The sequence below is a fragment of the Streptomyces sp. RB17 genome, from assembly GCF_009604455.1.
Classification (GTDB): Bacteria; Actinomycetota; Actinomycetes; order Streptomycetales; family Streptomycetaceae; genus Streptomyces.
On record NZ_WEGL01000006.1, the window covers coordinates 110,679 to 137,063 of the forward strand.

Annotated in this window: 23 protein-coding genes; 10 read left to right on the forward strand and 13 right to left on the reverse strand. The window is 72.8% G+C overall.

All coding sequences use genetic code 11. The features are described from left to right. Complete coding sequence (locus SRB17_RS25705) at positions 1–558, forward strand: YbaK/EbsC family protein (RefSeq protein WP_153542529.1); 558 nt, start codon at positions 1–3, stop codon at positions 556–558. A 144-nt stretch (positions 559–702) separates the two neighbouring features. On the opposite strand, the gene SRB17_RS25710 is transcribed toward SRB17_RS25705, so the two are convergent. The 3 genes from SRB17_RS25710 to SRB17_RS25720 all read right to left on the reverse strand — a co-directional run bounded on the left by SRB17_RS25710 (position 703) and on the right by SRB17_RS25720 (position 4,257). Beyond that, entirely contained in the window at positions 703–1,926 is a 1,224-nt protein-coding gene (locus SRB17_RS25710; protein WP_323376237.1) for a 4-hydroxybenzoate 3-monooxygenase, read from the reverse strand. A 65-nt stretch (positions 1,927–1,991) separates the two neighbouring features. Next, positions 1,992–3,635: an APC family permease gene (locus SRB17_RS25715; RefSeq protein WP_153542531.1), complete on the reverse strand. Its 1,644-nt coding sequence runs from the start codon at positions 3,633–3,635 to the stop codon at positions 1,992–1,994. Positions 3,636–3,849: 214 nt separating this feature from the next. Next, positions 3,850–4,257 (reverse strand): CoA-binding protein, encoded by a 408-nt coding sequence (locus tag SRB17_RS25720; protein WP_323376238.1) that lies wholly within the window; start codon positions 4,255–4,257, stop codon positions 3,850–3,852. A 107-nt stretch (positions 4,258–4,364) separates the two neighbouring features. Here SRB17_RS25720 and SRB17_RS25725 point away from each other — a divergent pair, with 107 nt between their 5' ends. From SRB17_RS25725 to SRB17_RS25745, 5 genes are all read left to right on the forward strand, one after another. Beyond that, entirely contained in the window at positions 4,365–5,213 is an 849-nt protein-coding gene (locus tag SRB17_RS25725; protein WP_153542533.1) for a hypothetical protein, read from the forward strand. After that, entirely contained in the window at positions 5,210–5,752 is a 543-nt protein-coding gene (locus tag SRB17_RS25730) for a histidine phosphatase family protein (RefSeq protein ID WP_323376239.1), read from the forward strand. Before SRB17_RS25725 ends, SRB17_RS25730 begins: the two co-directional genes overlap by 4 nt. A gap of 139 nt (positions 5,753–5,891) precedes the next feature. Then, entirely contained in the window at positions 5,892–6,518 is a 627-nt protein-coding gene (locus SRB17_RS25735) for a YigZ family protein (protein ID WP_153542534.1), read from the forward strand. Positions 6,519–6,633: 115 nt separating this feature from the next. Then, on the forward strand, positions 6,634–7,797 hold the full coding sequence (locus tag SRB17_RS25740) for an exonuclease SbcCD subunit D (RefSeq protein WP_153542535.1): 1,164 nt from the start codon (positions 6,634–6,636) through the stop codon (positions 7,795–7,797). After that, positions 7,794–10,784, forward strand: a complete 2,991-nt coding sequence (locus SRB17_RS25745) for an SMC family ATPase (RefSeq protein WP_323376240.1) — start codon at positions 7,794–7,796, stop codon at positions 10,782–10,784. Before SRB17_RS25740 ends, SRB17_RS25745 begins: the two co-directional genes overlap by 4 nt. A 176-nt stretch (positions 10,785–10,960) precedes the next feature. Here SRB17_RS25745 and SRB17_RS25750 read toward each other — a convergent pair whose 3' ends face one another. Continuing rightward, complete coding sequence (locus tag SRB17_RS25750) at positions 10,961–11,407, reverse strand: Lrp/AsnC family transcriptional regulator (RefSeq protein ID WP_153542536.1); 447 nt, start codon at positions 11,405–11,407, stop codon at positions 10,961–10,963. Positions 11,408–11,501: 94 nt separating this feature from the next. Between SRB17_RS25750 and SRB17_RS25755 the strand changes: the two genes are divergently transcribed. Together SRB17_RS25755 and SRB17_RS25760 are read left to right on the forward strand one after the other, a co-directional pair. Then, positions 11,502–11,978: a rhodanese-like domain-containing protein gene (locus SRB17_RS25755; RefSeq protein WP_153542537.1), complete on the forward strand. Its 477-nt coding sequence runs from the start codon at positions 11,502–11,504 to the stop codon at positions 11,976–11,978. A gap of 26 nt (positions 11,979–12,004) precedes the next feature. Continuing rightward, positions 12,005–12,520, forward strand: coding sequence for an immunity 21 family protein (locus tag SRB17_RS25760; protein ID WP_153542538.1), 516 nt, complete (start codon positions 12,005–12,007; stop codon positions 12,518–12,520). Positions 12,521–12,526: 6 nt separating this feature from the next. On the opposite strand, the gene SRB17_RS25765 is transcribed toward SRB17_RS25760, so the two are convergent. The 4 genes from SRB17_RS25765 to SRB17_RS25780 form a co-directional block, all read right to left on the reverse strand. Then, positions 12,527–13,747 carry a cytochrome P450 gene (locus SRB17_RS25765; protein ID WP_153542539.1) on the reverse strand — a complete coding sequence of 407 codons (1,221 nt, stop codon included), beginning with the start codon at positions 13,745–13,747 and terminating at the stop codon, positions 12,527–12,529. A gap of 34 nt (positions 13,748–13,781) precedes the next feature. Continuing rightward, on the reverse strand, positions 13,782–15,173 hold the full coding sequence (locus SRB17_RS25770; RefSeq protein WP_153542540.1) for an NAD(P)/FAD-dependent oxidoreductase: 1,392 nt from the start codon (positions 15,171–15,173) through the stop codon (positions 13,782–13,784). Further along, a complete protein-coding gene (locus SRB17_RS25775; protein ID WP_153542541.1) occupies positions 15,163–15,393 on the reverse strand; it encodes a ferredoxin in 231 nt (76 codons plus the stop codon). Before SRB17_RS25775 ends, SRB17_RS25770 begins: the two co-directional genes overlap by 11 nt. A 196-nt stretch (positions 15,394–15,589) precedes the next feature. Then, positions 15,590–16,267 (reverse strand): hypothetical protein, encoded by a 678-nt coding sequence (locus SRB17_RS25780; protein ID WP_153542542.1) that lies wholly within the window; start codon positions 16,265–16,267, stop codon positions 15,590–15,592. Positions 16,268–16,869: 602 nt separating this feature from the next. Between SRB17_RS25780 and SRB17_RS25785 the strand changes: the two genes are divergently transcribed. Next, positions 16,870–17,712, forward strand: a complete 843-nt coding sequence (locus tag SRB17_RS25785) for an SDR family oxidoreductase (protein WP_153542543.1) — start codon at positions 16,870–16,872, stop codon at positions 17,710–17,712. A 10-nt stretch (positions 17,713–17,722) separates the two neighbouring features. On the opposite strand, the gene SRB17_RS25790 is transcribed toward SRB17_RS25785, so the two are convergent. Then, positions 17,723–19,414, reverse strand: a complete 1,692-nt coding sequence (locus SRB17_RS25790; RefSeq protein WP_153542544.1) for a DUF885 domain-containing protein — start codon at positions 19,412–19,414, stop codon at positions 17,723–17,725. 52 nt (positions 19,415–19,466) lie between these two features. Beyond that, complete coding sequence (locus SRB17_RS25795; protein WP_153542545.1) at positions 19,467–19,952, reverse strand: Lrp/AsnC family transcriptional regulator; 486 nt, start codon at positions 19,950–19,952, stop codon at positions 19,467–19,469. Between the two features lie 60 nt (positions 19,953–20,012). Between SRB17_RS25795 and SRB17_RS25800 the strand changes: the two genes are divergently transcribed. Further along, positions 20,013–21,212, forward strand: a complete 1,200-nt coding sequence (locus SRB17_RS25800; protein WP_153542546.1) for a trans-sulfuration enzyme family protein — start codon at positions 20,013–20,015, stop codon at positions 21,210–21,212. A 450-nt stretch (positions 21,213–21,662) separates the two neighbouring features. On the opposite strand, the gene SRB17_RS25805 is transcribed toward SRB17_RS25800, so the two are convergent. The 3 genes from SRB17_RS25805 to SRB17_RS25815 all read right to left on the reverse strand — a co-directional run bounded on the left by SRB17_RS25805 (position 21,663) and on the right by SRB17_RS25815 (position 26,326). Then, the gene (locus tag SRB17_RS25805; RefSeq protein ID WP_194294140.1) at positions 21,663–23,111 is read right to left on the reverse strand and encodes a GNAT family N-acetyltransferase; all 1,449 of its coding nucleotides are present in this window, start codon (positions 23,109–23,111) and stop codon (positions 21,663–21,665) included. Positions 23,112–23,414: 303 nt separating this feature from the next. After that, a complete protein-coding gene (locus SRB17_RS25810; protein WP_153542547.1) occupies positions 23,415–24,998 on the reverse strand; it encodes an alkaline phosphatase D family protein in 1,584 nt (527 codons plus the stop codon). Positions 24,999–25,495: 497 nt separating this feature from the next. Continuing rightward, positions 25,496–26,326 (reverse strand): alpha/beta fold hydrolase, encoded by an 831-nt coding sequence (locus tag SRB17_RS25815; protein WP_153542548.1) that lies wholly within the window; start codon positions 26,324–26,326, stop codon positions 25,496–25,498. Between the last annotated feature and the right edge of the window lie 59 nt (positions 26,327–26,385).

Below are 26,385 nucleotides of genomic sequence, written 5' to 3' on the forward strand. Positions count from 1 at the left end.
ATGCGCGCACCCATCGGAGACTTCGACACCGCCACCCCGGTCACGGACTGCCTGCAGGAGCTGACCGCCCCGGTCGCCGACGCCGTACGCGCCTGGCGGGGCGGTGTCCCCGCCGACCGCGTCCTCTACGTCGAGACGGACCCGCGCTGGGCCGACACGGCCGTCTTCGTGCAGCACTACGGCCGGGACCTGCTGGAGCAGTCGGCGAACTGCGTGGTGGTCGCGGGCAAGCGGGCCGGCGAGACGACCCTCGCGGCGTGCGTGGTGCTCTCCACCACCCGGGTCGACGTCAACGGCGTCGTCCGCCGCCAACTCGGCGCCCGCAAGGCCTCGTTCGCCTCGATGGAGACGGCGACCGGCGAGACCGGCATGGAGTACGGCGGCATCACTCCGGTCGGACTGCCCGCCGACTGGCCGCTGCTGATCGACTCGGCCGTGGTCGACCTGCCCTACGTCCTTGTCGGCAGCGGCCGCCGGCGCGGCAAGCTCCTGGTACCCGGCAAGGCCCTCACGGAACTGCCGGGCGCCGTGGTGCTGGAGGGCCTCGGCGTCGCCTGAGGCCGGGGCATGGCAGACCTGTTCCGGGGGCCCTGGTGAGAACCACAGGTCAGGCGAGGGTCGGGGCGGCCCGCGGTGGAACAGATCTGCCCATCGCGTCGTCAGCCGGGCGAGCCACGCTGCCCGCCCACGCCGCCGCCGAAATCAGTAGGCGGGCGCGGTGCCGAGGTACTGTTCCGCGAAGGCCGCCGCCGCGGCCGGTGAGGTGAACAGGCGGCGCAGTCGGGCGAGTGTGGTGCCGGCGCGGAACGGGTCGCCGGACGCCACACCGTGGTAGATGTCCGACAGCCACTGCGAGAACTCCTGGTAGTCCCACACCCGGCGCAGACACGCCGCCGAGTAGCCGTCCAGCCCGGTGCCGTCGCCCTTCGTGACGTGTGCCGCGAGCGCGTCGCCGAGGAGGAAGGCGTCGTGCAGGGCGAGGTTCATGCCCTTCGCGGCGATGGGTGCGACCAGATGACCGGCGTCGCCGGCCAGCAACAGCCGTCCGTGGGCGAGGGGTTCGACGACGTAGTGGTGCATGTCCAGGACGCGCTTCTCGACCAGCCGGCCCTCGGTGAGCGGAGGTGCTCCGGCCGCACCGAGCCGCTCGCGCAGCTCGGTCCAGACCCTGTCGTGCGGCCAGTTCTCCGGATCGTCGCCGGGCGGGCACTGGAGGTAGAACCGGGTCAGCTCCGGGCTGCGGGGCATCTGGCCGGCGAAACCACGCGGGTGGACGCCGAACAGGACGCAGTCCGTCGACGGCGGGACCTGCGCGAGCAGCGCCAGCCAGCCGATGCCGTCGTCCTGCCGTGCGATCCGCCGGCGCTCGACGGGTATCGCGTCCCGCGTCACCCCACGCGCCCCGTCGCAGCCCGCGACGAAGTCACAGCGCAGCAGCCGCCGTTCACCCGTCCGCGGGCACCGGTACGACACCGCGGGCCGGTCCGAGTCCAGGTCGTGCAGCGTGACGTCGCGCACGCCGAAGCGGATGTCGCCGCCGCGTACGTCGGCGTACTCCCGCACCAGGTCCGTCACCAGCAACGGCTGTGGGTAGACGTAGTGATGGCTGCCGGTCAGGTCGGCGTAGGGAAAGCGGTACCGCTCGCCCTCGAAGCGGAACTCGCAGGCACTGTGCGACTCGGCGCGCTCCGGCAGCCGTTCGGACAGTCCGCGTCGGCCGAGCTCGCGCACGGCCCATTCCTCGATGACACCGGCCCGGGGCCGGGTCTCGATGAACTGCCTGCTCTCGGTCTCCAGGACGACACAGTCGACGGATGCGGCCCGCAGGATGCCGCCGACGGTGAGCCCGGCCGGCCCGGCGCCCACGACGACGACCGTACGGCGTTCCTCGGGCGCGGAGTTGAGGTGGGGGGAAGGGAGGATCACCCCCGCATTATGACGGTGTCCCGTCAGCCGGGGTCGGCCGACGGGACACCAGGGGAGAGGCGGGGTCAGTGCGCCGGAGCGTCGGTGACCACGACCTCCTCGATGTCACGCTCGATCTGCTCGGGCGCGGAGGCGGTCGCCTTGGCCCAGTAGTAGATGCCGAGCGAGAAGGCGGAGACGACCAGGATGTCCCACCACAGCGGCAGGTCACCGGTACCGCCGAAGGTGCTCAGGTACGAGATCACACCGATGCCCGCCAGGTAGGGGAGCAGCCACTGCGCGGCCTTGAAGTCCAGGCGCGGCGCGTTGGGCAGGTTCTTGCTGATCGCGTACCAGGCGTAGGAGCCGAGCAGCACGTAGCCGATCAGGATCGCGAAGCCCAGGCGCCACAGGGTGTCCCAGCCGGACCAGAAGATGATCAGGTTGGCGACCACGAACGACAGCGGCGAGATGATGTTGCCGAAGGGCAGCTTGTACGGACGGTCGTGGTTCGGCAGCCGGTCCTTGAAGACGCCGTAGGCGAGCGGGGCACCCGCGTACATCAGCACGCTCGCCGAGGTGATGAAGCCGACCAGCGTCTGCCAGGACGGGAACGGCAGGAAGCAGATCACACCGGTCACGAACGACATCGCCAGGCCGAACCACGGCACACCGCGCGCGTCCGTCTTGGCGAAGACCTTCGGCGCGTAGCCGTTCTTGGCCAGGCCGTAGGAGATGCGGGACGTGGCGGTGGTGTAGATCAGGCCCGTGCCGCCGGGAGAGATGATCGCGTCGGCGTACAGCACCCAGGCCAGCCAGCCCAGACCGACCAGCGAGGCGAGACCCGCCCAGGGGCCGCTGATGCCGGCGTAGGCCAGGTGCGCCCAGCCCTTGGCGAAGGAGGCGTGCGGCAGGGCGCCGATGAACACGATCTGGAGCAGCAGGTAGATCACGGCGCCGATCGCGACCGAGCCGAGCGTGGCGCGCGGCAGGTCACGCTTCGGGTTGCGGCTCTCACCGGCCAGCTGGATGGCCTGCTCGAAGCCGAGCAGGGCGAAGATGATGCCGCTGGAGCTGATCGCGGTGAGGACACCCTTGGCGCCGAACGGAGCGAAGCCCTCGGAGGTGAAGTTGCCCGGGTGGAAGTTGCCGATCGCGATGATGAAGATCGCCGCGAGCGGGACCGCGATCTTCCACCAGGTGGCGGCGCTGTTGGTGTGCGCCAGGATGCGGACGCCGAGGAAGTTGACCGCCACGAACACGGCCATGAGGAGCACCGCGACGACGATGCCGCTGGTCGTCAGCGTGCCGTTGGCGTTCTGCAGCCCGTCGGCGAAGTGCCAGTGCTTGGCATAGCCGATCATGGCCTCGACCTCGATCGGCGCGACCGTCGCGGCCTGCAGCCAGGAGAACCAGCCGAAGGACATGCCGGCCAGGCCGCCGAAGGCGTAGTGCGGGTAGCGGGCGGTACCACCCGCCACCGGGAACATGCCGCCGAGCTCGGCGTGCACGAGGGCGAGCAGCACGATCGCCACCGCACCGATCATCCACGAGATGATCGCCGCGGGGCCGGCCGCCACGACGGCCTTCTCGGCACCGAAGAGCCAGCCGGAGCCGATGATGGAACCCACCGAAGCCCACATCAGGCCGATGAGCCCCACATCGCGGCGCAGGCCGCCGCCGGTGTCGCTTGTGGCTACCGGCGTAGCAGCCTGGTCGACTTTCGCCATGTCTAGTGGCCTCTCAGATCTATACGCAGCGTTAACGAGCAAGGAGGCCACAGGCTAGGGAGCCTTTCCAAGTGAGCAAAAGACTGTTAACCAAAATTTGACCCGGGATCTTCGGTGTCTTGGGCCCACACTCGGTCACGGGGTTGTCACAGGTCAGAAGCGTGGCCGGAATGTCAATATTCAACCGCCAATTGTGAGTAGAAGGAGAGATTCACTAGCCCAGAAGGGGAATTTCGATCGCCGGACACCGGTCCATGACCATGTCCAGCCCCGCCGCCCGGGTCCGCTCGTAGGCGGCCTCGTCCACGACGTCGAGCTGGAACCACACCGCCCGCGCACCCGTGGTCACGGCCTCGTCGGCCACCGCGCCGGCCAGCTCGCTGTTGACGAAGACGTCGACCACGTCGACCTCGAAGGGGATGTCCGCGAGGGACGCGTACCCCTGCTCCCCGTGCACGGTCTCGGCCTTCGGGTGCACCGGCACGATCCGCTTGCCGAACCGCTGCAGCACCTGCGCCACCCCGTACGCGGCCCTCCTCCGGTTGGTGGACAGGCCGACCACCGCCCAGGTGTCGCCCAGCTCGGTCAGGATCCTGCGGATCGTCGCTTCGTCGCCGTACACGGCCGCCTCCTCGGGGCTGCGGGAAACTGTTCCCCTGGGCAACAGCACCCCCGCGGCTCGGGATTCCCGGCCCGCCACCTCGCCACCATGTCCGAAATGGACACGAGATGCCTGCGTACGACCGTCCGCCCGCCTACGCTCAGCCCGTGCTGCGCATCCTCGACGCCCGAACCGGTGAGCCCGTCCCCGCCGCGCCCGCCCGCCGCGGCCTGACCCGCATCGAGGCACACGCCTGCGGCCTCGACCCCACGGTCCTGCGCGTGCTGCTCACCGCCGACGTCCTGGTCCGCGCCCTGGAACTGGGCGGCACCCCGGTCTGGGCGGCCCTCGCAGCACCCCATCACCCCGACGACCTCCGCACCGCCGCGACCACCCTCGCCATCCGCCCGTTCGAGGACGCCCACGACCTCGCGTCCGGTCTGGGGGAGGCGCAGGTGATCCACGTGACGGCCGAGACACCGGGTTCCTCCGGCGGGGGGCCGGTGGTGTGGGTCGCCCCGGTGGAGTGGACGGGGGAGCCGATGAGCGGGCGGGGAGTGGATGCTGCCGGCCACGCCCCCGAGGCCACCTCCGGCTCCGAGCCTCCTGCGCACCCCGCGTTCCCGATCCTCCTCTCCGACCCCTGTGCCTTCAGGCTGGCTCTGCTCTCCGTCCCGCGCGGTGAGCCCGTCCGGGTGGACCCGGGTGTGCTGGAGGAGGCCGCCGGGCGGCTGGGGCGGTGGCGGCGGGCCGTGGCCGGGTGGGCGCGGCGGCCTTCGCGGCCCGTGCCGGACGAGGTGCGGGGGCGGCTGCGCTCCGCGTGGGAGGACGACCTCGATCTGCCCGGAGTGCTGGAGGTGCTGCGGGACGTGGAGAGCGCCCCGGACCTGCCCGACGGAGCCCGCTTCGAGACGTATGTCTACGCCGACCGCCTGCTGGCCCTCGACCTGGCCCGCGACCTCGGGAGCCTGGTGTGATCGCGCGGGCGGGCACGGGGCCGCTGCGCCGGCTGGTGGTCCTGCGGCACGCCAAGTCCGCCTGGCCCGAGGGCGTCGAGGACCACCGCAGGCCGCTCGCGCCGCGCGGCCTGCGGGACGCCCCGGCCGCCGGACGCGCACTGGCCGAGGCCGACTCCCTGCCCGATCTGGCTCTGTGTTCCCCGGCCGTACGCGCCCGCCGCACCTGGGAGCTGGCCTCCGCCGAGTGGGGCACCCCGCCGCCGGTGCGCTACGACCGGCGGTTGTACGCGGCCGGCGTACCGGAGCTGCTGGAGGTGGTCCGCGAGACACCGCCCGAGGTCGAGACGCTGCTGCTGGTCGGGCACAACCCCGGTCTCGAGGAGCTCGTCCTGGAACTGGCGCGGGACGGTCTCGAGGACACGCTGGAGCGGGTGCGGACGAAGTTCCCCACCTCCGCGATCGCCGTCCTCTCCTGGCACGGCACCGGCTGGGCCGCCCTCGGCCCCGGCACGGCCCTCCTGACGTCGTTCACCGTGCCACGCGGACGAAAGGAGTAGCGCCCCGAAGGGGCGCGGCGGTATCGACATGCGGCTCCGCCGCGCGGGCGCGACCAGCCATGACGACCCCGCAGACGAACCACGCCATCAGCGGCACCACCCGTCCCGGCGCCCCCAAGGGAGCGCATACGCTTACGGGATGCAGGACGAGTACCGCACAGTCGCCCACGCGGGCGTGCACGAGATCGAGATCAACCGCTCCCGCTTCCTGTGCGCCCTCGCCCCGGCCGGCACCGAGCAGGAGGCGCAGGACTTCATCGCCTCCGTACGCAAGGAGCACGCCGACGCCACCCACAACTGCTGGGCGTACGTCATCGGCGCCGACGCCTCCGTGCAGAAGGCCAGCGACGACGGCGAACCGGGCGGCACGGCCGGCGTCCCCATGCTCCAGATGCTGCTGCGCCGTGAGATGCGCTACGTCGTCGCGGTCGTCACCCGCTACTACGGCGGCGTCAAGCTCGGCGCCGGCGGGCTGATCAGGGCTTACGGCGGCGCGGTCGGCGAGGCCCTCGACACGCTCGGCACGATCACCAGGCGCCGCTTCCGGCTGGCCACGGTGACCGTCGACCACCAGCGCGCGGGGAAGGTCCAGAACGACCTGCGCGCCACCGGACGCGAGGTGCGGGACGTCCGCTACGCCGAGGCGGTCACCATCGAGATCGGCCTGCCGGACGCGGACGTGGACGCCTTCCGCGCCTGGCTCGCCGATGCGACGGCGGGCACGGCGGGGTTCGAACTGGGCGGCGAAGCCTACGGAGATGCCTGACATACCAGACATCCCGCCCCAATTCGGGCGAATATTGCCAATGTTGACCGATCGTGCCGGCCGATACGGGAGTAACCGCCCGTGATGTCAGACCCGGCCGTTAGTCTCGGGGATCATGAGACTCCTGCACACGTCCGACTGGCATCTCGGCCGGGCCTTCCACCGGGTGAACATGCTCGGGGCCCAGGCCGAGTTCATCGGTCACCTCGTCACCACCGTGCGCGAGCGCGCGGTGGACGCGGTGGTCGTGTCGGGCGACGTGTACGACCGGGCGGTGCCCCCGCTCGCCGCGGTCGAGCTGTTCGACGACGCCCTGCACCGCCTCGCGGATCTCGGTGTGCCCACGGTGATGATCTCCGGCAACCACGACTCGGCCCGCCGACTCGGCGTCGGCGCCGGGCTCATCGGCCGCGCGGGCATCCATCTGCGCACCGAGCCGTCGGCCGCCGGCACCCCGGTCGTGCTGACCGACGCACACGGGGACGTCGCGTTCTACGGGCTGCCCTATCTCGAACCCGCCCTGGTGAAGGACGAGTTCGCGGTGGAGAAGGCCGGCCACGAGGCCGTACTGTCGGCCGCCATGGACCGCGTCCGCGCCGACCTCGCCACCCGCGCGCCGGGGACCCGTTCGGTCGTCCTCGCCCACGCCTTCGTCACCGGTGGCGAGGCCAGCGACAGCGAGCGGGACATCACCGTCGGCGGGGTCGCCGCCGTACCGGCCGGGGTCTTCGACGGCGTCGACTATGTGGCGCTCGGCCATCTGCACGGCTGCCAGACCATCACCGAGCGCGTGCGCTACTCGGGCTCCCCGCTCGCGTACTCCTTCTCCGAGGCCGGCCACCGCAAGAGCATGTGGCTGGTCGACCTCGGCGGCGACGGGTCCGTCTCCGCCGAGCGCCTCGACTGCCCGGTGCCGCGCCCGCTGGCCCGTATCAAGGGCACGCTGGACGGCCTCCTCACCGATCCGGCGCCGGCCCGTCACGAGGAAGCCTGGGTCGAAGCCACCCTCACCGACGCGGTCCGCCCCGCCGACCCCATGGCCCGGCTCACCGAGCGCTTCCCGCACATCCTCAGCCTCGTCTTCGCCCCGGAACGCGCTCCGGACGACCCCCAGGTGTCGTACGCCCGGCGCCTCGCGGGCCGCGGCGACCAGCAGATCGCCCAGGACTTCGTCGCCCATGTGCGCGGCGCCGGGCCCGACGAGGAGGAGGCGGCCGTGCTGCGCGCGGCCTTCGACGCCGTGCGCGCCGACGCCGCCGTGCGTGAGGTGGCCCGGTGAGGCTGCACCGGCTCGACCTCACCGCCTTCGGGCCCTTCGGCGGCTCCCAGAGCGTCGACTTCGACGCCCTGTCCGCCGCCGGGCTGTTCCTGCTGCACGGACCCACCGGCGCCGGCAAGACCTCCGTCCTGGACGCCGTCTGCTACGCCCTGTACGGCTCCGTTCCCGGCGCCCGGCAGAGCGGCCAGGGCATGCACCTGCGCAGTGACCACGCCGAGCCGAGCACCCGCACCGAGGTCCGCCTCGACCTGACCGTCGCCGGCCGCCGCCTGGAGATCACCCGGCAGCCGCCCTGGGAGCGGCCCAAACTGCGGGGCACCGGCACGACCGTCGACAAGGCCCAGACCTGGCTGCGCGAGTACGACAGTGCGGTCGGCGCCTGGAAGGACCGCAGCCGTTCCCACCAGGAGATCGGCGAGGAGGTCACCCAGCTGCTCGGCATGAGCCGCGAGCAGTTCTGCCAGGTCGTCCTGCTGCCCCAGGGCGACTTCGCCCGCTTCCTGCGCGCCGACGCCGAGGCCCGCGGCAGGCTGCTGGGCCGCCTCTTCGACACCCAGCGCTTCGCGGACGTCGAAAAACGCCTCGCCGAGCGCCGCCGCGCCACCGAGGCACGTGTGCGGGAAGGCGACGCGGCACTGCTGGCCGACGCCCACCGCATGCAACAGGCGGCCGGCGACGCCATGGAGCTGCCCGAGCTGGCCCCCGGCGACCCGGGGCTGGCCGGCGCCGTCCTCGGCGCCGCCGCCGTCGCCCGCTCCACCGCCCGCGAACGCCTCACCGTCGCCCACTGCCGGCTCGCCGCCGCCGAGTCCGCCCATGCCGAGACCCGACGCGCCCTGGACGACGTACGCGAACTCGGCCGCCTGCAGAACCGGTTCACCGAGGCCCGGCAGCGCGCCGAGCGGCTCCAGGAGGGGGCCGGCGCCCATCACGAGGCCCAGCGGCGGATGGAGCGGTCCCGCAAGGCGGAGTCGGTCGCGCCCGCGCTGGAGCTGCGCGAGGCCGCCGAGGAGGAGCACCGCAGGGCGGCCGCGGCCGAGGCACGCACGCGTGGCCTGCTCCCCGACTCCCACGCCGACGCGGGCGCGGCCGGACTCGCAGCCGCCGCCCGCCGGACCGCCGAGGAACTGGGCGGCCTGGACGCGGCCCGGCGCGCCGAGCGGCGGGTCGCCGAGCTGGCCGAGGAGCGGTCCGGGCTCGACCGCCAGGAGCGCGCCGACGAGGACGTGCTCCGTGAGGCCGAGACCTGGCTCGCCGCATGGGACGCCACCCGGGCGGCGCTGCAGTCCCGCGTCGACTCCGCGCAGGAGGCGGCCACCCGCGCCGAACAGCTCGCCGTCCAGCGGGAACCGATGCGCGGCCGCCTCGACGCGGCCCGTACCCGGGACCAGCTGGCCGCCGACCTGGAGGACGCACAGCACCGGGCACGCGCCTCCGAGCAGCGCGCCCTCGACGCCCGCGCCCACTGGCTCGACCTCAAGGAACAGCGCCTGAACGGCATCGCCGCCGAACTGGCCGCCCACCTCACCGACGGCGAACCCTGCGCCGTGTGCGGAGCCACCGAACACCCGGCGCCGGCCCGCAAGGTCGCCGGACACGTCGACCGCGAGACCGAGGAGCAGGCCCATCAGGCCTGGCAGCAGGCAGCTGCCCGGCACACCGAGGACGAGCGGCGCCTCGGCGTCGTCCGCGAGGCCCTGGCCGCCGCCACCGCCGAGGCCGGCGACACAGCCACCGCGCAACTCGAAGAGGCTGCTGCCGAGTTGGAGGACGCGTACGCCCGCGCACGCCGGGACGCCTCCGCGCTGCACGCCGCCCACGAGGAGCTGCGGCGTGCCGAACACGAGCGCGAGCGACGCCTCGCCGACCGCCAGCAGGCCGCCGTCCGGGCCGCCTCCCGGCTCACCCGACGCGAGGCCCTGGAGCACGAACAGGCCCAGCTGGAAATGGAGTTGACCAAGGCGCGCGGCGGCTCCGGCAGCGTGGCCGCCCGTGCCGCGCAACTGGAGCGGCAGGCCGCGCTGCTCACCGACGCCGCCGACGCCGTACGCGCCGCCGAGGACGCCGCCCAGCGCCTGAAGGACGCCGACGCGCGGCTCGCCGACGCGGCCTACCGGGCCGGTTTCGACACCCCGCAGGCCGCGGCCGCCGCCCTGCTGGACGCCGCGGCCCACCGCGAGCTGCAGCGCCGGCTGGACGCCTGGCAGGCGGAGGAGGCCGCCGTACGCGCGGTGCTGGCCGAGGCCGACACCGCGGCCGCGGCACAGCGCCCGCCCGCCGACCTGGCCACGGCAGAGCGCACGGCCGCCGCGGCCGAGCACCGGCTGCGCGAGGCGGCGTCCGCGCGCGACGCGGCGGCCCGCTGCTGCGCCGAGCTGGACCGCCTTTCCACGCACGCCACCGGTGCTGTACGGCACCTCGCCCCACTGCGCGAGGAGTACGACCGGGTCGCCCGCCTCGCGTCCCTCACCGCGGGCACCTCCGCCGACAACGAACGCAAGATGCGCCTGGAGTCCTATGTGCTCGCGGCCCGGCTGGAACAGGTCGCCGCCGCCGCGACCGCACGGCTGCAGCGCATGTCGTCGGGCCGCTACACCCTCGTCCACTCCGACGACCGCACCGGGCGCGGCCGCAGCGGGCTCGGACTGCACGTGGTCGACGCCTGGACCGGACGCGAGCGCGACACCGCCACCCTGTCCGGCGGCGAGACCTTCTTCGCCTCCCTCGCCCTCGCCCTCGGCCTCGCGGACGTCGTCACCGACGAGGCCGGCGGCGTCCGCCTCGACACCCTCTTCATCGACGAGGGCTTCGGCAGCCTCGACGACCAGACCCTGGACGAGGTCCTGGACGTCCTCGACTCCCTGCGCGAACGCGACCGCAGCGTCGGCATCGTCAGCCACGTCCCCGACCTGCGGCGACGGATCCACGCCCAACTGGAGGTCACCAAGGGCAGATCGGGGTCGGCGCTGCGGCAGCGGGGCGTCTGACAGGGCACGACCCTGGCTGGTCCCCCGGTTCCCCCGGTCCCTCCGGTTGTCACTCGGCGGGGCGTTGTCCCCGTCACCGTCTGTGGTCAAGGCCCGCTGATCTCCGCACGTGTTGCCTCCCCCGGCCGACGAACGGCAACCACCCGGGTCCATACCCCAGGACGGCGCTCGAAAGCTCAGCGGCCCAGCGCGCGCCGGGGGAGCGGAGAGGAGTACACGACGCTCGTGGTCACCGAGCCCAGCGCGCCGATCTTTCCGGAGATCTCCTCCAGGTGCGCCATGGACCGGGCGGTGACCTTGATGACGAAGCAGTCGTCGCCCGTCACATGGTGCGCCTCCAGGATCTCGGGCGTCGCGGCCACCAGGTCGTGGAACGGCTTGTAGTTGCCGTTCGGATAGCGCAGCCGTACGAACGCCAGGATCGGCAGCCCGAGTCGCTCGGGGTCCACGACCGCCGCGTACCCCTGGATCACGCCCGCCTCCTCCAGCCGCCGCACCCGCTCCGTGACGGCGCTCGGCGACATGGAGACGGCCCGCGCCAGCTCGGCGTAACTGGCCCGGCCCTCCCGCTGCAGGACCTCGAGAATGCGCCAGTCGGTGGCGTCCGGGGAATACACGGTCATCAGGGATGGATAGCAGGGAAATCCCGGCCTGGGCAAGGGTGAGGCCGTGGATTGTCACTTCAGGGAGCGCATCCGGGGCCGTAGATTTCTGGTCATGACCACCACGTCTTCCCAGAACCCCGTCCTGCGCGTCGCCCCCGCCGCCCCCGCCGAGGCGGCCGCCTACTTCCGGGCGAGCCTCGCATTCCACGCCGATGTCTCCGACGTGGCCGCAGCGCTCGCCGCCGGCGGCGACCCCGGCTTCGTGGTCATGGACTCGCGCTCGACCGAGTCCTGGGACCAGGGCCACATCCCCGGCGCCGTCCACCTGCCCACCGCGCTCGTCCCCGAGCAGGCCGAGCAGCTCCTGGACAAGTCCGTGCCCGTGGTGACGTACTGCTGGGGCCCGGGCTGCAACGGCGCCACCCGAGCCGCCCTCGCCCTCGCCGAACTCGGCTACCAGGTCAAGGAGATGCTCGGCGGATTCGAGTACTGGGCGCGCGAGGGCTTCGCCTACGAGACCTGGCAGGGGGGTGCACAGCGCGAAACCGACCCGCTGACCGGGCCCGTCGAAGGCGACTGCGGCTGCTGACCGGCACCCGTGTAGTTTCTCTGCCCATGGCTCGATACGCGGATCCAGGCGCGCTGGAGTGGGTGGAATCGGGCGGCGGCCCGCTGATAGCCGTTCCGGAGACGGTGCTGCCGTTCTGGGCGGGCGCCGACAGCGAGGAACTCGACACGGACTACGACCGGGCCTGCGAAGTCGACGGTTACGTCGGCCTGCTGCCCGTCGGCGACAGCGCGGCCCTGGTGTTCGGCGACGAACCCGCCTCCACCTCGTACCTGCCGGACCACGCCACCTTCGTACGGTGGTCCGCCGCGAACTCGGAGGCCGAACTCCTGGCCGGGGTCCCTGCCGCCCTGGACGCGGCGGTGTGGGGGAGCGAGGTCAGGTGGCGGGTGCCCGGGCCGGTGCTGCTGTTCGACTCGGCGTGGCCGGGCCGGGCGGCCGACCGCAACGAGCACCTTAGGGTGCCGCTGGAGGCGGGCACGTACACGGTGCGGGCCGCGTATGTGCAGCCCGGGCCGGAGACCTGGATCGGGCTGGTGCAGCTCAGGCGTGTCGCGCACTGACCGAGATCAACGCAGGCCGTCGAAGGCGATGGTGAGATGGCGCGGGCCGCGCAGCACCGGGTTCTGCCGGTACGGCGGCGGGTCCTCGACCAGGCGGGGGTTCTCCAGCCGCCGGGCCAGTTCGGAGAGCGCGATCTGGGCCTCCAGCCGGGCCAGCGGGGCGCCGAAGCAGCTGTGGATGCCGCTGCCGAAGCCGAGGTGCTGGATGTCCTGACGGTCCGGGTCGAAACGGTCGGGGTCCTTGAAACGCTCCGGGTCGCGGTTGCCCGCGGCCAGGACGAGCCAGATGCGTGAGCCCTTGGGAATGGTCACCCCGTGCACCTCGATGTCGGTGATGCAGGTGCGCTGCGGCAGGAGCTGGACCGGCGGCTCGTAGCGCAGCAGTTCCTCCACGATCCTGACCGACAGGCCGGGGTCGGTGCGCAGCCGCTCCAGGACCTCCGGGTGGCGCAGCAGCGTGAGCATGCCGTTGGTGATGAGGTTGACGGTCGTCTCGTGGCCGGCGATGAGCAGCAGCACCGCCGTGCTGAGCACTTCCATCGTCGTCATGGAGCCGTCCGGACCCTTGCTGTCCACCAGGTCGGACAGCATGTCGTCGCGAGGCTCCTTGGCACGCTGCTCGACCAGCCCGTTCAGATACATGCCGAGCTGCAGCCGCGCCTCCTGCGCGGTCCGCTGGGAGTCGGCGCTGGTGCGGGTGTCGGGGTCCAGGCCGGCGACGATCGGGTCGACCCAGGCACGGAAGCGGGGCTCGTCCTCACGCGGCACGCCGAGCAGCCGGCAGATCACGGTCACCGGGAAGGGGTAGGCGAACTGGTCGACCAGGTCGATCTGCCGCGCGTCCCCGAAGCCGTCGATCAGCCCGGTGACGATCTGCTCCAGGTCGCCCCGCAGATTCTCGATCCGCCGTGGCCGGTGTGGTGGCCCGAAGGAGCTGTTGGCGATCCTCCGCAGCCGGTCGTGCTCCGGCGGGTCGAGCCGGATGAAGCTCGGGGGCAGCCCCGTGGCCTCCTGCCCGGACAGCTCGTCCTCCCCGCCGGCGCTCACGTTGGCGGCGTCGGAGCTGATCCGCGGGTCGTGGAGCAGGGCCTCGATGTCGTAGTACGTGCTGACGACGTAGGGGCCGTCCTCCTCGTGGAGAACCGGTGTCCTGCGGAGTTCCTCGTAGATCGGATACGGGTTGGCGCGGTTCGCGAAGTCGGTGATCTGGCGCAACATCGACGGCATGACAGGTCCTTGGAGCGTCGGAGCCGGGCGGTGGTCAGTGGCGGGCGGGGTGGAAGAGCAGCTGCTGGTCGGAGGGCGAGTAGCCGCTGAGGGTCACCATGGGGCCGTGCGTCGGCAGGGCCGGGTCGGGGAAGTCGGCATCCACCGGCTGCCGGCCCTCGGGGCGCCGGTCCACCGTCGGGAACTCCACCGGGAACGGCGCGCCCCGCTCGATCTGCCGCTGGTAGAACTCCAGCCATCGCGTGTTGTCGAAGGCCACGGCGGCCACGATCCGGCCCTGGTAGCCGTAGACGCCGACGAACCGGCGCTCGGTCGGCGAACCCTGTGTGATCATGAGCTGCTCGCCCATGGGCGGTACGCCGACCGACTTGATGTTCACCCCGAACATCGAGGACCAGAAGGCGGGCATCCACAGGTGCGGGCGCCGGTCGGCGCCGTGGCAGATCATGTTGTGCGCGGCCGTCTCCGCCTGGGCGACGGCGTTGCCCCAGTGCTCGAGCGCGAGGAACTGGTAGCCGAACAGCGCGTGCGGGGAGCGTGCGACGTCACCGGCCACGAAGACGTCGTCGGTGACGATGCCCCGGAAGTCGAAGGCCCGGCAGCCGGCGTCACAGGCGATGCCCCGGGGTCCGGCGCCCAGCCCCGACCCGGCCAGCCAGTCGGTGTTGCGCAGCGAGCCCAGCGAGACGACCACGACATCCGCCTCGACGCGGCTCTCGTCGGACAGATGGACGGCCCGGACCCGGCCGGCCGAGTCGCCCTCCAGGCCCGTCACCGTGACGCGGGTGCGCAGATCGACGCCGTTCTCGATCTGCAGGTCGGCGGCGACCGCGCCGATCACCCCGCCGAGGGCGCCCACCAGCGGCGCACCCGCACGCTCCGCCACGGTGACGGGCAGGCCCATCTCCCGGCAGGCCGAGGCGATCTCCGAACCGGCGAAGCCCGCGCCGACGACGAACACCCGGCGCGGCCGCGCCTTCAGCCGCTGGTACAGGTCGGCCGCGTCGTCCCGGGTCCGCAGCAGGCAGACGCCGTCCAGCCGGGCCTCCTCCTCGTTCGGCCAGGGCCGGGCGCGGACGCCGGTCGCGATGAGCAGCCGGTCGTACTCCACCTCGTCCCCGTCGGCCAGCCGTACCCGCTTGGCCGTCAGGTCCAGGCCGGTCGCCGCGACGCCGAGCCGCCACTTGGCGTCGATCTCCCGGCGGCGCGGCAGCTCGGTGCGGTGCGGGGCCGCCATGCCCAGCAGGACGGACTTGGACAGCGGCGGCCGGTCGTACGGCTCGTACGGCTCGTCACCGATCAGGGTCAGCTCGCCGGCGAAGCCCTCGCCGCGCAGGGTCTCGGCGGCCCGCAGGCCCGCCAGCTGGGCGCCGACGATGACGATCCGGCCCTCGCGCCGGAGCCAGTCGACGTGGTCAGCGGGCATCGGACGCCTCCCGGGCGTCTCCCGTGTCGTCCAGCCCGTCCGCGGTGATCGCCTGCACCGGGCAGGCGGCGACAGCGCGGGCCAGGCGTTCCCGCTGTTCCTCGGGGGCGTGCGGGTTGTAGATCAGCGCCTCTTCGCCGTGCAGGGCGAAGATGTCGGGTGCGAGGAACGCGCACTGGGCGTACCCCTGGCATTTGTTGAGATCGACGACGAGCCGCATCGACGCTCCGCCCCTTCCGGTGGCCAGGTCCGGTGCGGGCCGGCCGATTCGCGCGGCATCCCCGGACGGCGGTCATGTCCCGTTTGTCAGCATGGGTCCGGTGCGCAGAGATCGCCCGTCGGGGAACCCCGTCCGGGTCGTCTGCCGCGCCGGGGCGCGCGTCTTCGCCCCATGGTGATCCCTCACGTTCGATCCCTCACGCCCGGGGCGCGGGACGTGACCGGGGACGACCGCTCGCCACCAGGATGTAGAGACTGAGCACCAGCGACCAGCCCGGGAAGACCAGCTCCGACCAGGGCACATTGCTCGCGGCGAAGAGCAGCGTCAGGGCGGTGAGGAGGCCCAGGGCGGTGAGGAAGCGGGGCAGGACCCCGAGACGGTGGCCGATCGCCGACACGACCGACACGAAGACGGCCGCCATCCGCATCCCGTACCCCACCATCATCGTGTACGCGAAATGGCGGCCGAAGTCCCAGTACGCGGGCGCGGGCGCCGTGCCGGCCGGGTGCGGGACCGAGAGCACGGCACCGGCCGCCGCTGCCGCGCCGAACAGCGTGGCCGTGAAGACCAGGCCGCTGCCCAGGAACACGGTGGCCAGGAACCTGTCCTCGGCCGCACCCACATGTGCCCGGATCGTGGCCATGAACCACAGGAAGAAGATGCCGGCGAACGGCACGAGCGCGAGGGCCGACTGCAGCGAGTCGCGCCGCTCGGAGTTCGTGAACGCCTGGGCGGTGACCGCGCCGGCTCCCTGGGGCATCCCCAGTCGGATCAGGACGATCGCCGCGGCCAGCAACAGGGCGAACACGACTCCGGCCAGCCCGGCGGCCCGCGGCGTCTCCAGCGCCCGCTGCGCCGCCCTCTTCCGCCGCATGCCGGCCCGCCTCCTCCACATCGCCCCCGGCACCAGCTAGCCCCCGCCCACCCGCCCACGCCACCGGAGACACCCGGACGGCCGAGCGCCGTGCGGCACGAGACGGGATGCCCGCGACCACGGTCGCCGGGACCTACGGCGCCGCCGGCGGCCGGGGGTCTGAATGTGGCCGGTGCGGCAGGCCGTGCTGTGGTGCTGTGGTCGGTGGTTGGTGCCTGGGGTCGGGGCGGGGCCTGGTTCCGCAGGTCGTGCCCGCCTGCCCCGGCCTGCGGAGGCTGCCTCGGTGACGTGTCGTGGCGTGCGGTGGTGCCGCCGTCGGCTGTCGGGGCGCCGGCGTCCGGTGTCAGGGTGCCGCTCGGCGGGCGACCGGCAGCCGCGCTCCGAAAGGGGCCGCATCCGCTTGTGCCGGGAGCCGACCCCCACGCGAGTGTGCCTTGTCGTCGGCCTCGGCTCGTGCCTCGGCGGGTGGTCCGATGCGGTTGCGTGCGGCGCCTGCCCCCACATCCGGAACGCCCCCACCACCCACGGCGAGGCCAGGTGTTCCCGCCCCCTGCCCCAAATTCGCTCGCGCTCCGTCCCCCTGACGCCTACGGTGTTCCGCCATGCCTGCGAATCATCTCCCCGCCCCGGAAGACCTGCGCCGCGACCCGTTGCCGCTGCGCGGCCGTACCGCCCTGGTCACCGGGGCGAGTCGGCGGGCGGGGATCGGGCACGCTGTGGCGCGGCGGTTGGCGGCGTACGGGGCGAGTGTGTATCTGCATCACCATGTGCCGCACGACGCCGCCATGCCGTGGGGCGCCGACCGTCCCGAGTCCGTCGCCGGCTCCGTGCGCGCCGCGCAGGGGGACCCCGGCGCCCGCGTCGTCTGCGGACCCGGCGACCTCGCCGACCCGGCGGAACCGGCTCGCCTGATCGACACGGTCGTCGGTGAGTTCGGCCGCCTGGACATCCTCGTCGCCAACCACGCCCTCAGCGGCTCGGACGGCACCCTGGACGAGATCGACGGCGCGATGCTCGACGCGCACTGGGCGGTCGACACCCGCTCGGTCCTGCTGCTCGTCCAGGCCTACGCCCGCTCGCGCGCCCGGCCGGCCGGCGGTGCTCCCGGCGGGCGGGTGGTGCTGATGACCTCGGGACAGGACCTCGGCGGCGGCATGCCCGGCGAGATCGCCTACGCCCTCCAGAAGGGCGCCCTCGCCTCGATCACCCGCTCCCTGGCCGGCCCGCTGGCCGAGCACGGCACCACGGTGAACGCCGTCAACCCCGGCCCGGTGGACACCGGTTACGCCACCGGCGAGGCCCATGCCGCCGTCGCCGCCCGATTTCCCGGCGGACGCTGGGGGCTCCCCGACGATCCGGCCCGCCTCATCGCGTGGCTTGCCACCGACGAGGCCGGCTGGATCACCGGGGAGGTCATCAACTCGCAGGGCGGCTTCCGGAGCTGACGCCGGCCGATCAGAGCCGGGACAGCTCGTCCACCAGGTCGTCCAGGCCCAGCGAACCCTGCGACAGCGCCGCCATGTGCCAGGCCTTCAGGTCGAACGCGTCGCCGTGCCGCTCACGCGCCTTCTCCCGGCCCAGCAGCCACGCCCGCTCACCGAGCTTGTAGCCGATCGCCTGGCCCGGAATCGTCAGATACCGGGTCAGCTCGCTCTCCACGAAGTCCGCCGGCCGGCTGCTGTGCGCACCGAAGAACTCCTGCGCCAGCTCCGGCGTCCACCGCTCACCGGGGTGGAACGGCGAGTCGGCGGGAATCTCCAGCTCCAGGTGCATGCCGATGTCCACGATCACCCGGGCCGCCCGCATCATCTGCGCGTCCAGGTAGCCGAGCCGCTCCTCGGGATCCGTCAGATAGCCCAGTTCGTCCATCAGCCGCTCCGCGTACAGCGCCCAGCCCTCCGCGTTGGCGCTCACCCCGCCGATCGTCGCCTGGTAGCGGGAGAGGCTCTCGGCCACGTGCACCCACTGCGCGAGCTGGAGGTGATGCCCCGGCACACCCTCGTGGTACCAGGTGGAGACCAGGTCGTAGACCGGGAAGCGGGTCTGTCCCATGGTGGGCAGCCACGTGCAGCCGGGCCGGGAGAAGTCCTCCGACGGAGGCGTGTAGTAGGGGGCCGCCGCACCGCCGGGCGGGGCGATGCGCGACTCCACCTTCCGCACCCGGTCGGCGAGTTCGAAGTGCGTGCCGTCCAGGTCCTCGATGGCCTTGTCCATCAGGCCCTGCAGCCACTCCCGCACCTCCTCCACACCCTCGATGTGCCGGCCGTGCTCGTCGAGGTGCGCGAGCGCCACCCACGGGGTCTCGGCGCCGGGCAGGATCTTCTCCGCCTCCTGCCTCATCTCGCCGAGGATCCGGTGGAACTCCGCCCAGCCGTACGCGTACGCCTCGTCCAGGTCGAGATCGGTGCCGTTGAAGTAGCGGGACCAGCGCGCGTACCGCTCCCGGCCCACCGTGTTCGGCCCGCCCTCGGTCGCCGGCGCGTACACGTCCCGCAGCCAGTCCCGCAGCTCCACCAGGGCGACGGTCGCCGCGCGGGCCGCCTCGTCCAGTTCCGCGCGCAGCGCCTGCGGCCCGGCGGCGGCGAAGTCCTCGTACCAGCCCCGGCCCTTGCCGTCCGTGTCCGTCCACTCGGTGAGCTGCTCAATGTACGTCGCGGTCGGCCGTGGCGCCGCGAACAGCTTGCGGTCCAGGCCGAGTTGCAGTGACTCACGGTAGCCCGCGAGCGCCCCCGGGACCGCGCGCAGCCGCTCGGCGATCGCCGCCCAGTCCTCGTCCGTCTGCGCCGGAGTGACCGTGAAGACGTCCCGCACCGAGTGGCCCGGCGTGGCCATGTTGCCGACCGCGCGCAGGTACTCGTCCGCCTCGTGCACGGCGAGTTCGGCGGTCAGCCGCTCCCGCAGCAGCCGCCCGCAGCGCCGCTCCGCGTCACTGTCCGCCCCCGGCTGCCGCTCCGCCTCGTCCAGCTTCGCGAGCGTGGTCCGGGCCAGCTCCGCGAGGGCCGCCTGGCCCGCGGGCGAGTAGTCGGGCAGCCGGCTCGAACTCTCCTTCACACCGAGGTAGGTACCGGTGACCGGGTCGAGGGCGATGAGGTCGTCCACGTACGCGTCTGCCACCTGGCGGGGCAGCGGGCTCTTGGTCTCAGACATGGACCCATCCTCGTACGAGAAGGATCATCCCGTCACCCACGTACGGGGGGATTCAGCTCTGGGCGTGGTCGGGCGGCAGCAGCGGGCCGCAGTCCCACTGCTGGAAGATCAACCGGGTCTCGACCCGCGCCACCTCGCGCCGCGCGGTGAACTCGTCGAGCACCAGCCGCTGCAGATCGGCCATGTCCGCGACGGCCACATGCACCAGATAGTCGTCCGGCCCGGTCAGATGGAACACCGTCCGAGCCTCGGGCAGTGCCCGGATGCGCTCCACGAACGGCCCGACCAGCTCCCGCCGGTGCGGCCGTACCTGCACCGACAGCAGCGCCTGGAGCCCGCGACCCAGCTTGGCCGGATCCAGTCGCAGCTGGTGGCCCAGGATCACGCCCGAGCGGCGCAGCCGGGTCACCCGGTCCAGACAGGTCGACGGCGCCACGCCCACCTGCGTGGCGAGATCTCGGTAGGTGGTCCGGGCGTCGTTCTGCAGCAGCCGCAGCAGATGGAGATCCACCGGATCCAGTACGACAGATTCGGCCATGGCCCGAACGTAGCACGGTGTTCGAAGAGACTGAACCGTTCACTGTTCACCCTTCCGCGCATGGACACAGCGAGCACCGGTGCCTACGACGGCGTACGCACCGCATCGAGAGCCCTGGCCACGGAAGCCGTGCACGCCGGCCGCGACGATCTCGCCCGCCAGGGCCTGCACGCCCCGCCGATCGACCTGTCGACCACCTACCCCTCGTACGACAGCCGCGGTGAGGCCGCGCGCATCGACGCCTTCGCCACCGACGGCGCCGACCCGGCCGGTCCGCCGGTCTACGGCCGTCTCGGCAACCCGACGGTCGCCCGCTTCGAGACCGCCCTGGCCCGCCTGGAGGGCACCGAGTCCGCGGTAGCCTTCGCCAGCGGGATGGCGGCGCTCAGCGCGGTCCTCCTCGCCCGGTCCGCGATGGGCCTGCGGCATGTCGTCGCGGTACGGCCCCTGTACGGCTGCAGCGACCATCTGCTGACCGCCGGGCTGCTCGGCACCGAGGTAACCTGGACCGACCCGGCCGGCATCGCCGACGCGCTGCGCCCGGACACCGGCCTGGTGATGGTGGAGTCCCCGGCCAACCCGACCCTCGCCGAGATCGACCTGCGGGCCGTCGCGCACGCCTGCGGTTCGGTCCCGCTGCTCGCCGACAACACCTTCGCCACGCCCGTCCTGCAACGCCCGGCCGAGCACGGCGCCCGCCTGGTGCTGCACAGCGCCACCAAGTACCTCGGCGGGCACGGCGACGTGCTGGCCGGAGTGGTCGCCTGCGACGAGGAGTTCGCGGGCCGGCTACGGCAGATACGGTTCGCCACCGGTGGCGTCCTGCATCCGCTGGCCGGCTATCTGCTGCTGAGGGGACTGTCCACGCTCCCCGTGCGAGTGCGGGCCGCCTCCGCCAACGCCGCCGAACTGGCCGGCCGGCTCGCCGCCGACCCGCGGGTGGCCCGCGTCCACTATCCGCGCATCGGCGGCGCGATGATCGCCTTCGAGGTGCACGGCGATCCGCACGAGGTCATCCCCCGGGTCCGGCTCGTCACCCCGGCGGTGAGCCTCGGCAGCGTCGACACGCTCATCCAGCACCCGGCATCCATCAGCCACCGCATCGTCGACGCGGAGGATCGCAGGGGTGCCGGAGTGAGCGACCGGTTGCTTCGCCTGTCGGTGGGGCTGGAGGACGTCGGCGATCTGTGGACGGACCTCGACCAGGCGCTCGGGGAGCCCACCCGGACACCGGTACCGCTGCGGGAGGCGGTGCGCTGAGTGGTGACGGGCGGTGGTGGGTGCGGGTGGTGGGTGCCGGTGGCGGGTCCGGTGAGTTGGGCACCCCCGGACACCGCCGTCGTGGCTGAGCGTCGTTGCGGCGCATTCATGGTGCGGCTGTCTCTAAAGGGCACCCTGGGCCCGGCCGCCGACCGTGACGCCGACCGCAGGCCCGGCCGCAGACCCGGGCTCGGTCAGCCGGTCCGGCCTCGGTTGTCGGTCTCGGGTCTGGGCCCGGTCCGGGCCGTGGACCTTGGGTGCAGCCGCAGACCTGGGCTCGGCCGCCGGTCCGGACCCCGGCGGTGGCCCGTGGCTCCAGCTGGCGACCCGGGCTCGGATGTCGGTCCCGGCTCAGCCGCCGGGGCGCTCGCTCCAAGGCCTTTCCCGGCACCGGGCCTTCCCCGGCACCGGGCCGGGGCAGGCTCGGGCGCGTAGAAGGGCCGTCGTGGGTCAGTCGCGGTGGGCCGGGTTGCCCAGGTGGCGGAGGGCGGGGTCGTAGGGGCGCCGGGCGGGGGCCGGTGCGGCGTTCAGGCGGGCGGTGATGACGAGCGTGCCCTCCTCGATCTGGTAGTCCAGGGGCAGCTCGAGGCCGCGCATCGCGGCGACCATGCCGGTGTTGGACGCCTGTGTCACGGCGTACACGCTCGCGCAGCCGGCCTCCACGGCCATCGCCACCAGCCGGCCGAGCAGTTCACCTCCGATGCCGCGCTGCTGCCAGTCGTCCTCGATCAGCAGCGCGACCTCCGTCTCGTCGCCGTCCCACAGCAGATGCCCGAGTCCGACGATGCGGCCGGAGGTGGTCTGCGCGGCCAGTGTCCGGCCGAAACGGGGACTGAGCAGGTGGTTCAGATAGCGGTCCGCGTCGCCGACCGGGCCGTGGTAGCGCATGGCGAGGGTGCGCGGCGAGCACCGCTCGTGCATCGCCCTCGCCGCGGCCAGGTCTCCGGTGTCCACCCGGCGGACGGTGATGTCGTTGCCCTCGGGCAGCGTCAGCACGTCCTTGCCGCCCGGGATCCGCGGACCGAGCCGGTTGTCGAGGTCCACCAGCGCCCTGGCCCGGGCGAACTCGGTGGGCGTGAACGGCAGATAGGGCCGCTCCACGGTCAGCACCCCGCCCTCCGGCGCCGGCAGCCGCATCACGGTGTCCTCCAGCACACCCTCGACCGGCACCGGCTCGGGCCCGCGGCCCCCGCCGGCCGGTGTCCCGGGCAGTGAGCGGATCGTGCACCGGCCGAGCAACTGCCGCAGCGCCAACGGCAGTTCGGCGGCGTCCAGCGCGGTGCGCGCGGCCAGTCCGAGCACTCGGGTGGGGGCGTCGACCAGATCGTGGGCGTCCGCCCGCTCGATCCAGGTGGACGCGCCGCCGGCCTGCGAGACCGCCCGGGTGATCTCGGCCGCCTCCAGCACGCCAGGCGCCCGCAGCAGGAACTCGTCCACCGTGCCGTCGGCGAGCGGGTGCGTCTGGAGGCTCAGGATGTCGACGCGCCGTACGGCCAGCGCCGTGCACAGCGCCGCCAGCGAGCCCGGCTCGTCCTTCACCGTGGTCCGCATCCGCCACAGCGCACCCGTGTCGGTCACGTCGTCCGTGTCGTCGCCCTGCTGCCCGGAGGGCCCGGCCGACCGCGTCCCGGCGGCCGGCCGGGCGCCGGTATGGCTGGTCGGCGGTGCGTGTCCGTGGCGCCGTGCCCACCAGGTGTGGAAGCCGGCCGTCGCGGCGAGCACGAGCGCCGAGATCACCAGCAGAGTGGGACCGCCGGGACCGTGTCCGATCAGGTTCGCCACTCCGTCGGCCACGGCGACGGCCGTGAACAGCGCGGCGAGCTCGACGACGTCCCGTCGCCAGTGGTGCACGGGGCGTCCGTGCTTCGCTCGGGTCACATCAGACATCTCTGGAGTCATGCAGCCACTGTGAAGGAACGGTGTTGCGTGATCACGAACTGATTGTGACCGATGGGTAAAGCATGCTCCGTCCGTTTTGTTGGATTTTCTACGGCCGCTCGGTCCCGTGCCGTCCGGCCCCAGATCGTGGCGTTGTCGTCATCCGGTCCTCGCGTCATACGAAAACCGTAGAGGCGGCCACTGACAATCGGCCTGACCTGTGAAAAGGGCCGTAGAGCAGAGGAGTTGGCCGTGCCGCGCCCCGTGGGATGACGCCGGCGCGCGGCACGGATCAAGGGTACGGGACCAGCCGCCCGGTCGCGCCTACTGGCCGACCCGGCCCGGCTGGAGCGTCTGCGTGAACAGCACGGTGCCGTCGTACTCGCGCAGCCGTACCGTCAGTTCTCCGCTGCCGCCGTCGATGTCGACCTCGCCGAAGAACTGGTAGCCCTGGGCGGGCGACACATTGGACGCGGTGGGCGCCTTGACGAACACCCGGTCCGGGCCGAACGTGCCGTCCAGCGCGTTGGCCGGGAAGGCACCGGCGTTCAGCGGGCCGGAGACGAACTCCCAGAACGGCTCGAAGTCCTTGAACGCGGCCCGCGAGGGGGCGTAGTGCTGCGCGGAGGTGTGGTGCACGTCGGCCGTCAGCCACACCGTGCCGGTGATCTTCCGGTGCTTGATGAAGCGCAGCAGCTCGGCGATCTGCAGCTCGCGGCCGAGCGGAGCGCCCGGGTCGCCCTGCGCGACGGCCTCGAAGTTCGGCTTGCCCTCGACCGGGTCGGGCACCACAAGGCCGAGCGGCATGTCGTTGGCGATCACCTTCCACACCGCGCGGGACGTGGCGAGCTCCCGCTTGAGCCACTCCAGCTGCTCAGGGCCGAGGATGCCCACCGGGTCCGTGGTCTGGTCGTCGGGGGAGTTCGCGTTGCGGTAGGTGCGCATGTCGAGCACGAACACGTCGAGCAGCGGACCGTGGTGGACGACCCGGTAGATCCGGCCGTCGGGGCGCTCGCTGACGGTCGAGATCGGGAAGTACTCGGAGAACGCCTGCCGGGAGCGCAGCGCCAGGTCGTCGAGCCTGGTGCCGGCCGGGTAGGGGGTGCCGGTGCCGATGACCTCGCCCGGGTACCAGTTGTTGCGGACCTCGTGGTCGTCCCACTGGATGATGTTCGGCACCTGGGCGTTGAACCGGCGCAGTGCCGAGTCCAGCAGGTTGTAGCGGAAGTTGCCCCGGTAGTCGGCCAGGGTGGTCGCGACGTGCGACTTCTCCTCGGTCGTGACGTTCCGGTAGACACTGCCGTCGGGCAGGGTCGCGGTCGCCGCGATGGGGCCGTCGGCGTAGATGTTGTCGCCGCTGCACAGGAAGAAGTCGGGGTCGACCTTCGCCATCGCGTCGAAGATGCGGTAACCGCCGATGGACTCGTTGATGCCCCAGCCCTGTCCGGCCAGGTCACCGGACCACACGAACCGCACGCCCTGGCGGCGCCGGGCGGGAGCGGTACGGAAGGTGCCGGTGACCGGCTCGCTCGTGCGGCGCGGGTCGTCCGGATCGGTGAGCAGCACGCGGTAGTGGATCTGCTCGCCCGACGGCAGGCCGTGCAGCCGGGTGGTGCCGGTGAAGTCCGTGCCGGAGCCCAGCAGCGGACCGTGCCATCTGCGCGGGTTGCGGAACGACTCGGTGGCCGAGGTCTCCACGATCATCCGGGCCGGCCGGTCCGAACGCACCCATACCAGGCCGGAGTCGGTGGTCACATCGCCCGCCTGTACGCCCCAGCTCGCCTGGGGGCGCCCGGAGCGGGCGAACGCGGGGGCCGCGCCGAGACCGACGGGCAGGGTGAGCGCCGCCGAGGCGACGAGGGAGCCGCGCAGAACGCTGCGGCGGCCAGGGAGCGGACGGTCTGACATGGCTGCGCCTCCAGGAACGGGATCCGGCCAGTGTGCAGAGCCACACCTACTGGGACGCTGCGGCGCGCGCGGAAACCCGAAGTGAACAACGGGGCTTGGGCAGGGTCCACCGAGGGGTCGCCGCGGCGGAATGGCCCGTCAGCCGTACGGCGGACCACGCGTGCACGGGAAGCCGGCCTACACGCCGGGGACCAGGATCGGCGGCACCCCCGGCGTGACCGCGACCGCGCGGTCCACCTGGCCGTGTCGTCCGTCGGCCACGGCCGAGTGGCACCGATGGCCCGGACACGTCACTCAGCGGGGGCTTGAACCGGCGGCTGCCACCCCCTGCAGCGCGGCAACAGTTGCGCCCGGCCCGCCCCACCATTAGGGCCCGACGCCGTCCGCGAGTCCCGCCGGCGGCCGAAGGCCGGCGCCCGTTGCCCGCGGCCGGCGCCGGCCCCTTCACCGAGCCAGGGCCGGTCGAGCCGCCGCCGGTGCCGACCGCGTCGGTCGGTTCAGCGGCTGCCGTCCAGGATGACCCGCGCGACCAGTGCCGGGTCGTCGTTCATGGGGCAGTGGCCGCAGCCGGGCAGCCGTACCAGCCGGGCGTGCGGGATCAGCTGCTTGGCGCGCACGCCCTGGCGGCGCACGAGGAGCCGGTCCCGGGTTCCCCAGGCCACCGTGACCGGCAGTCCCGGCAGGGCGTCGGTGAACCGGACGGCGGTGCCCGCCTGCAGCGTCGCGTCGAACCCGGTGGCCCCCACCAGCGCGAGGGTCTCGGCGACCACGGCCTCCGGGGCGCGGCGCGCGGGCCGCGCGTAGATGGTGCTCGTCAGCGCGGTACGGCCGGCCGCGGTGCGCGACAGCCGCTCCACCAGCGGCAGCGGGAGCCGCTGGGCGATGCCCCGCATCGCGAGCAGCACCGTGAAGGCGTACCGGCGCTCGGCCTCCGTCCAGAACCCGGCGGGGGAGAGGGCCGTGACGGACCGCACGAGCTTCTCCCGGCCGAGCTCCAGGGCGAGCAGGCCGCCCAGCGAGTTGCCCGCTATGTGCGGCCGGTCCAGGTCCAGCGCCTCGAACAGGGCGCCGAGCACGGAATTGGTGGTGGGCAGGTCGTAGGTGAGGCCGTCCGGCAGGCCGGGGGACGCGCCGAACCCCGGCAGGTCGACGGCGATGACGTCGCGCTCGGTGGCGAGGATGTCCACGACCGGGTCCCAGGCCTGCCGGTGATGTCCGATGCCGTGCAGCAGTACCAGCGGTTCGCCGTGTCCTACGCGCGCGTAGGACACGGTCACGTCCTTCGGGCCGTGCGAAGTGGTGACCTTGAAGGAGGCGGTGGCGGACATGGGGTGCTCCTCGTCTGGGTGCTGACGGACGCCGTAGACAGCTTGTCAGCAATTGCTAC

Excerpts from the sequence above, each read along its gene's own strand:
- SRB17_RS25705 (WP_153542529.1), top strand. The coding sequence starts at position 1 with ATGCGCGCACCCATCGGAGACTTCGACACCGCCACCCCGGTCACGGAC.
- SRB17_RS25715 (WP_153542531.1), bottom strand. The coding sequence starts at position 3,635 with ATGGCGAAAGTCGACCAGGCTGCTACGCCGGTAGCCACAAGCGACACC.
- SRB17_RS25725 (WP_153542533.1), top strand. The coding sequence starts at position 4,365 with ATGCCTGCGTACGACCGTCCGCCCGCCTACGCTCAGCCCGTGCTGCGC.
- SRB17_RS25735 (WP_153542534.1), top strand. The coding sequence starts at position 5,892 with ATGCAGGACGAGTACCGCACAGTCGCCCACGCGGGCGTGCACGAGATC.
- SRB17_RS25740 (WP_153542535.1), top strand. The coding sequence starts at position 6,634 with ATGAGACTCCTGCACACGTCCGACTGGCATCTCGGCCGGGCCTTCCAC.
- SRB17_RS25750 (WP_153542536.1), bottom strand. The coding sequence starts at position 11,407 with ATGACCGTGTATTCCCCGGACGCCACCGACTGGCGCATTCTCGAGGTC.
- SRB17_RS25755 (WP_153542537.1), top strand. The coding sequence starts at position 11,502 with ATGACCACCACGTCTTCCCAGAACCCCGTCCTGCGCGTCGCCCCCGCC.
- SRB17_RS25760 (WP_153542538.1), top strand. The coding sequence starts at position 12,005 with ATGGCTCGATACGCGGATCCAGGCGCGCTGGAGTGGGTGGAATCGGGC.
- SRB17_RS25765 (WP_153542539.1), bottom strand. The coding sequence starts at position 13,747 with ATGCCGTCGATGTTGCGCCAGATCACCGACTTCGCGAACCGCGCCAAC.
- SRB17_RS25770 (WP_153542540.1), bottom strand. The coding sequence starts at position 15,173 with ATGCCCGCTGACCACGTCGACTGGCTCCGGCGCGAGGGCCGGATCGTC.
- SRB17_RS25775 (WP_153542541.1), bottom strand. The coding sequence starts at position 15,393 with ATGCGGCTCGTCGTCGATCTCAACAAATGCCAGGGGTACGCCCAGTGC.
- SRB17_RS25780 (WP_153542542.1), bottom strand. The coding sequence starts at position 16,267 with ATGCGGCGGAAGAGGGCGGCGCAGCGGGCGCTGGAGACGCCGCGGGCC.
- SRB17_RS25785 (WP_153542543.1), top strand. The coding sequence starts at position 16,870 with ATGCCTGCGAATCATCTCCCCGCCCCGGAAGACCTGCGCCGCGACCCG.
- SRB17_RS25790 (WP_153542544.1), bottom strand. The coding sequence starts at position 19,414 with ATGTCTGAGACCAAGAGCCCGCTGCCCCGCCAGGTGGCAGACGCGTAC.
- SRB17_RS25795 (WP_153542545.1), bottom strand. The coding sequence starts at position 19,952 with ATGGCCGAATCTGTCGTACTGGATCCGGTGGATCTCCATCTGCTGCGG.
- SRB17_RS25800 (WP_153542546.1), top strand. The coding sequence starts at position 20,013 with ATGGACACAGCGAGCACCGGTGCCTACGACGGCGTACGCACCGCATCG.
- SRB17_RS25805 (WP_194294140.1), bottom strand. The coding sequence starts at position 23,111 with ATGACTCCAGAGATGTCTGATGTGACCCGAGCGAAGCACGGACGCCCC.
- SRB17_RS25810 (WP_153542547.1), bottom strand. The coding sequence starts at position 24,998 with ATGTCAGACCGTCCGCTCCCTGGCCGCCGCAGCGTTCTGCGCGGCTCC.
- SRB17_RS25815 (WP_153542548.1), bottom strand. The coding sequence starts at position 26,326 with ATGTCCGCCACCGCCTCCTTCAAGGTCACCACTTCGCACGGCCCGAAG.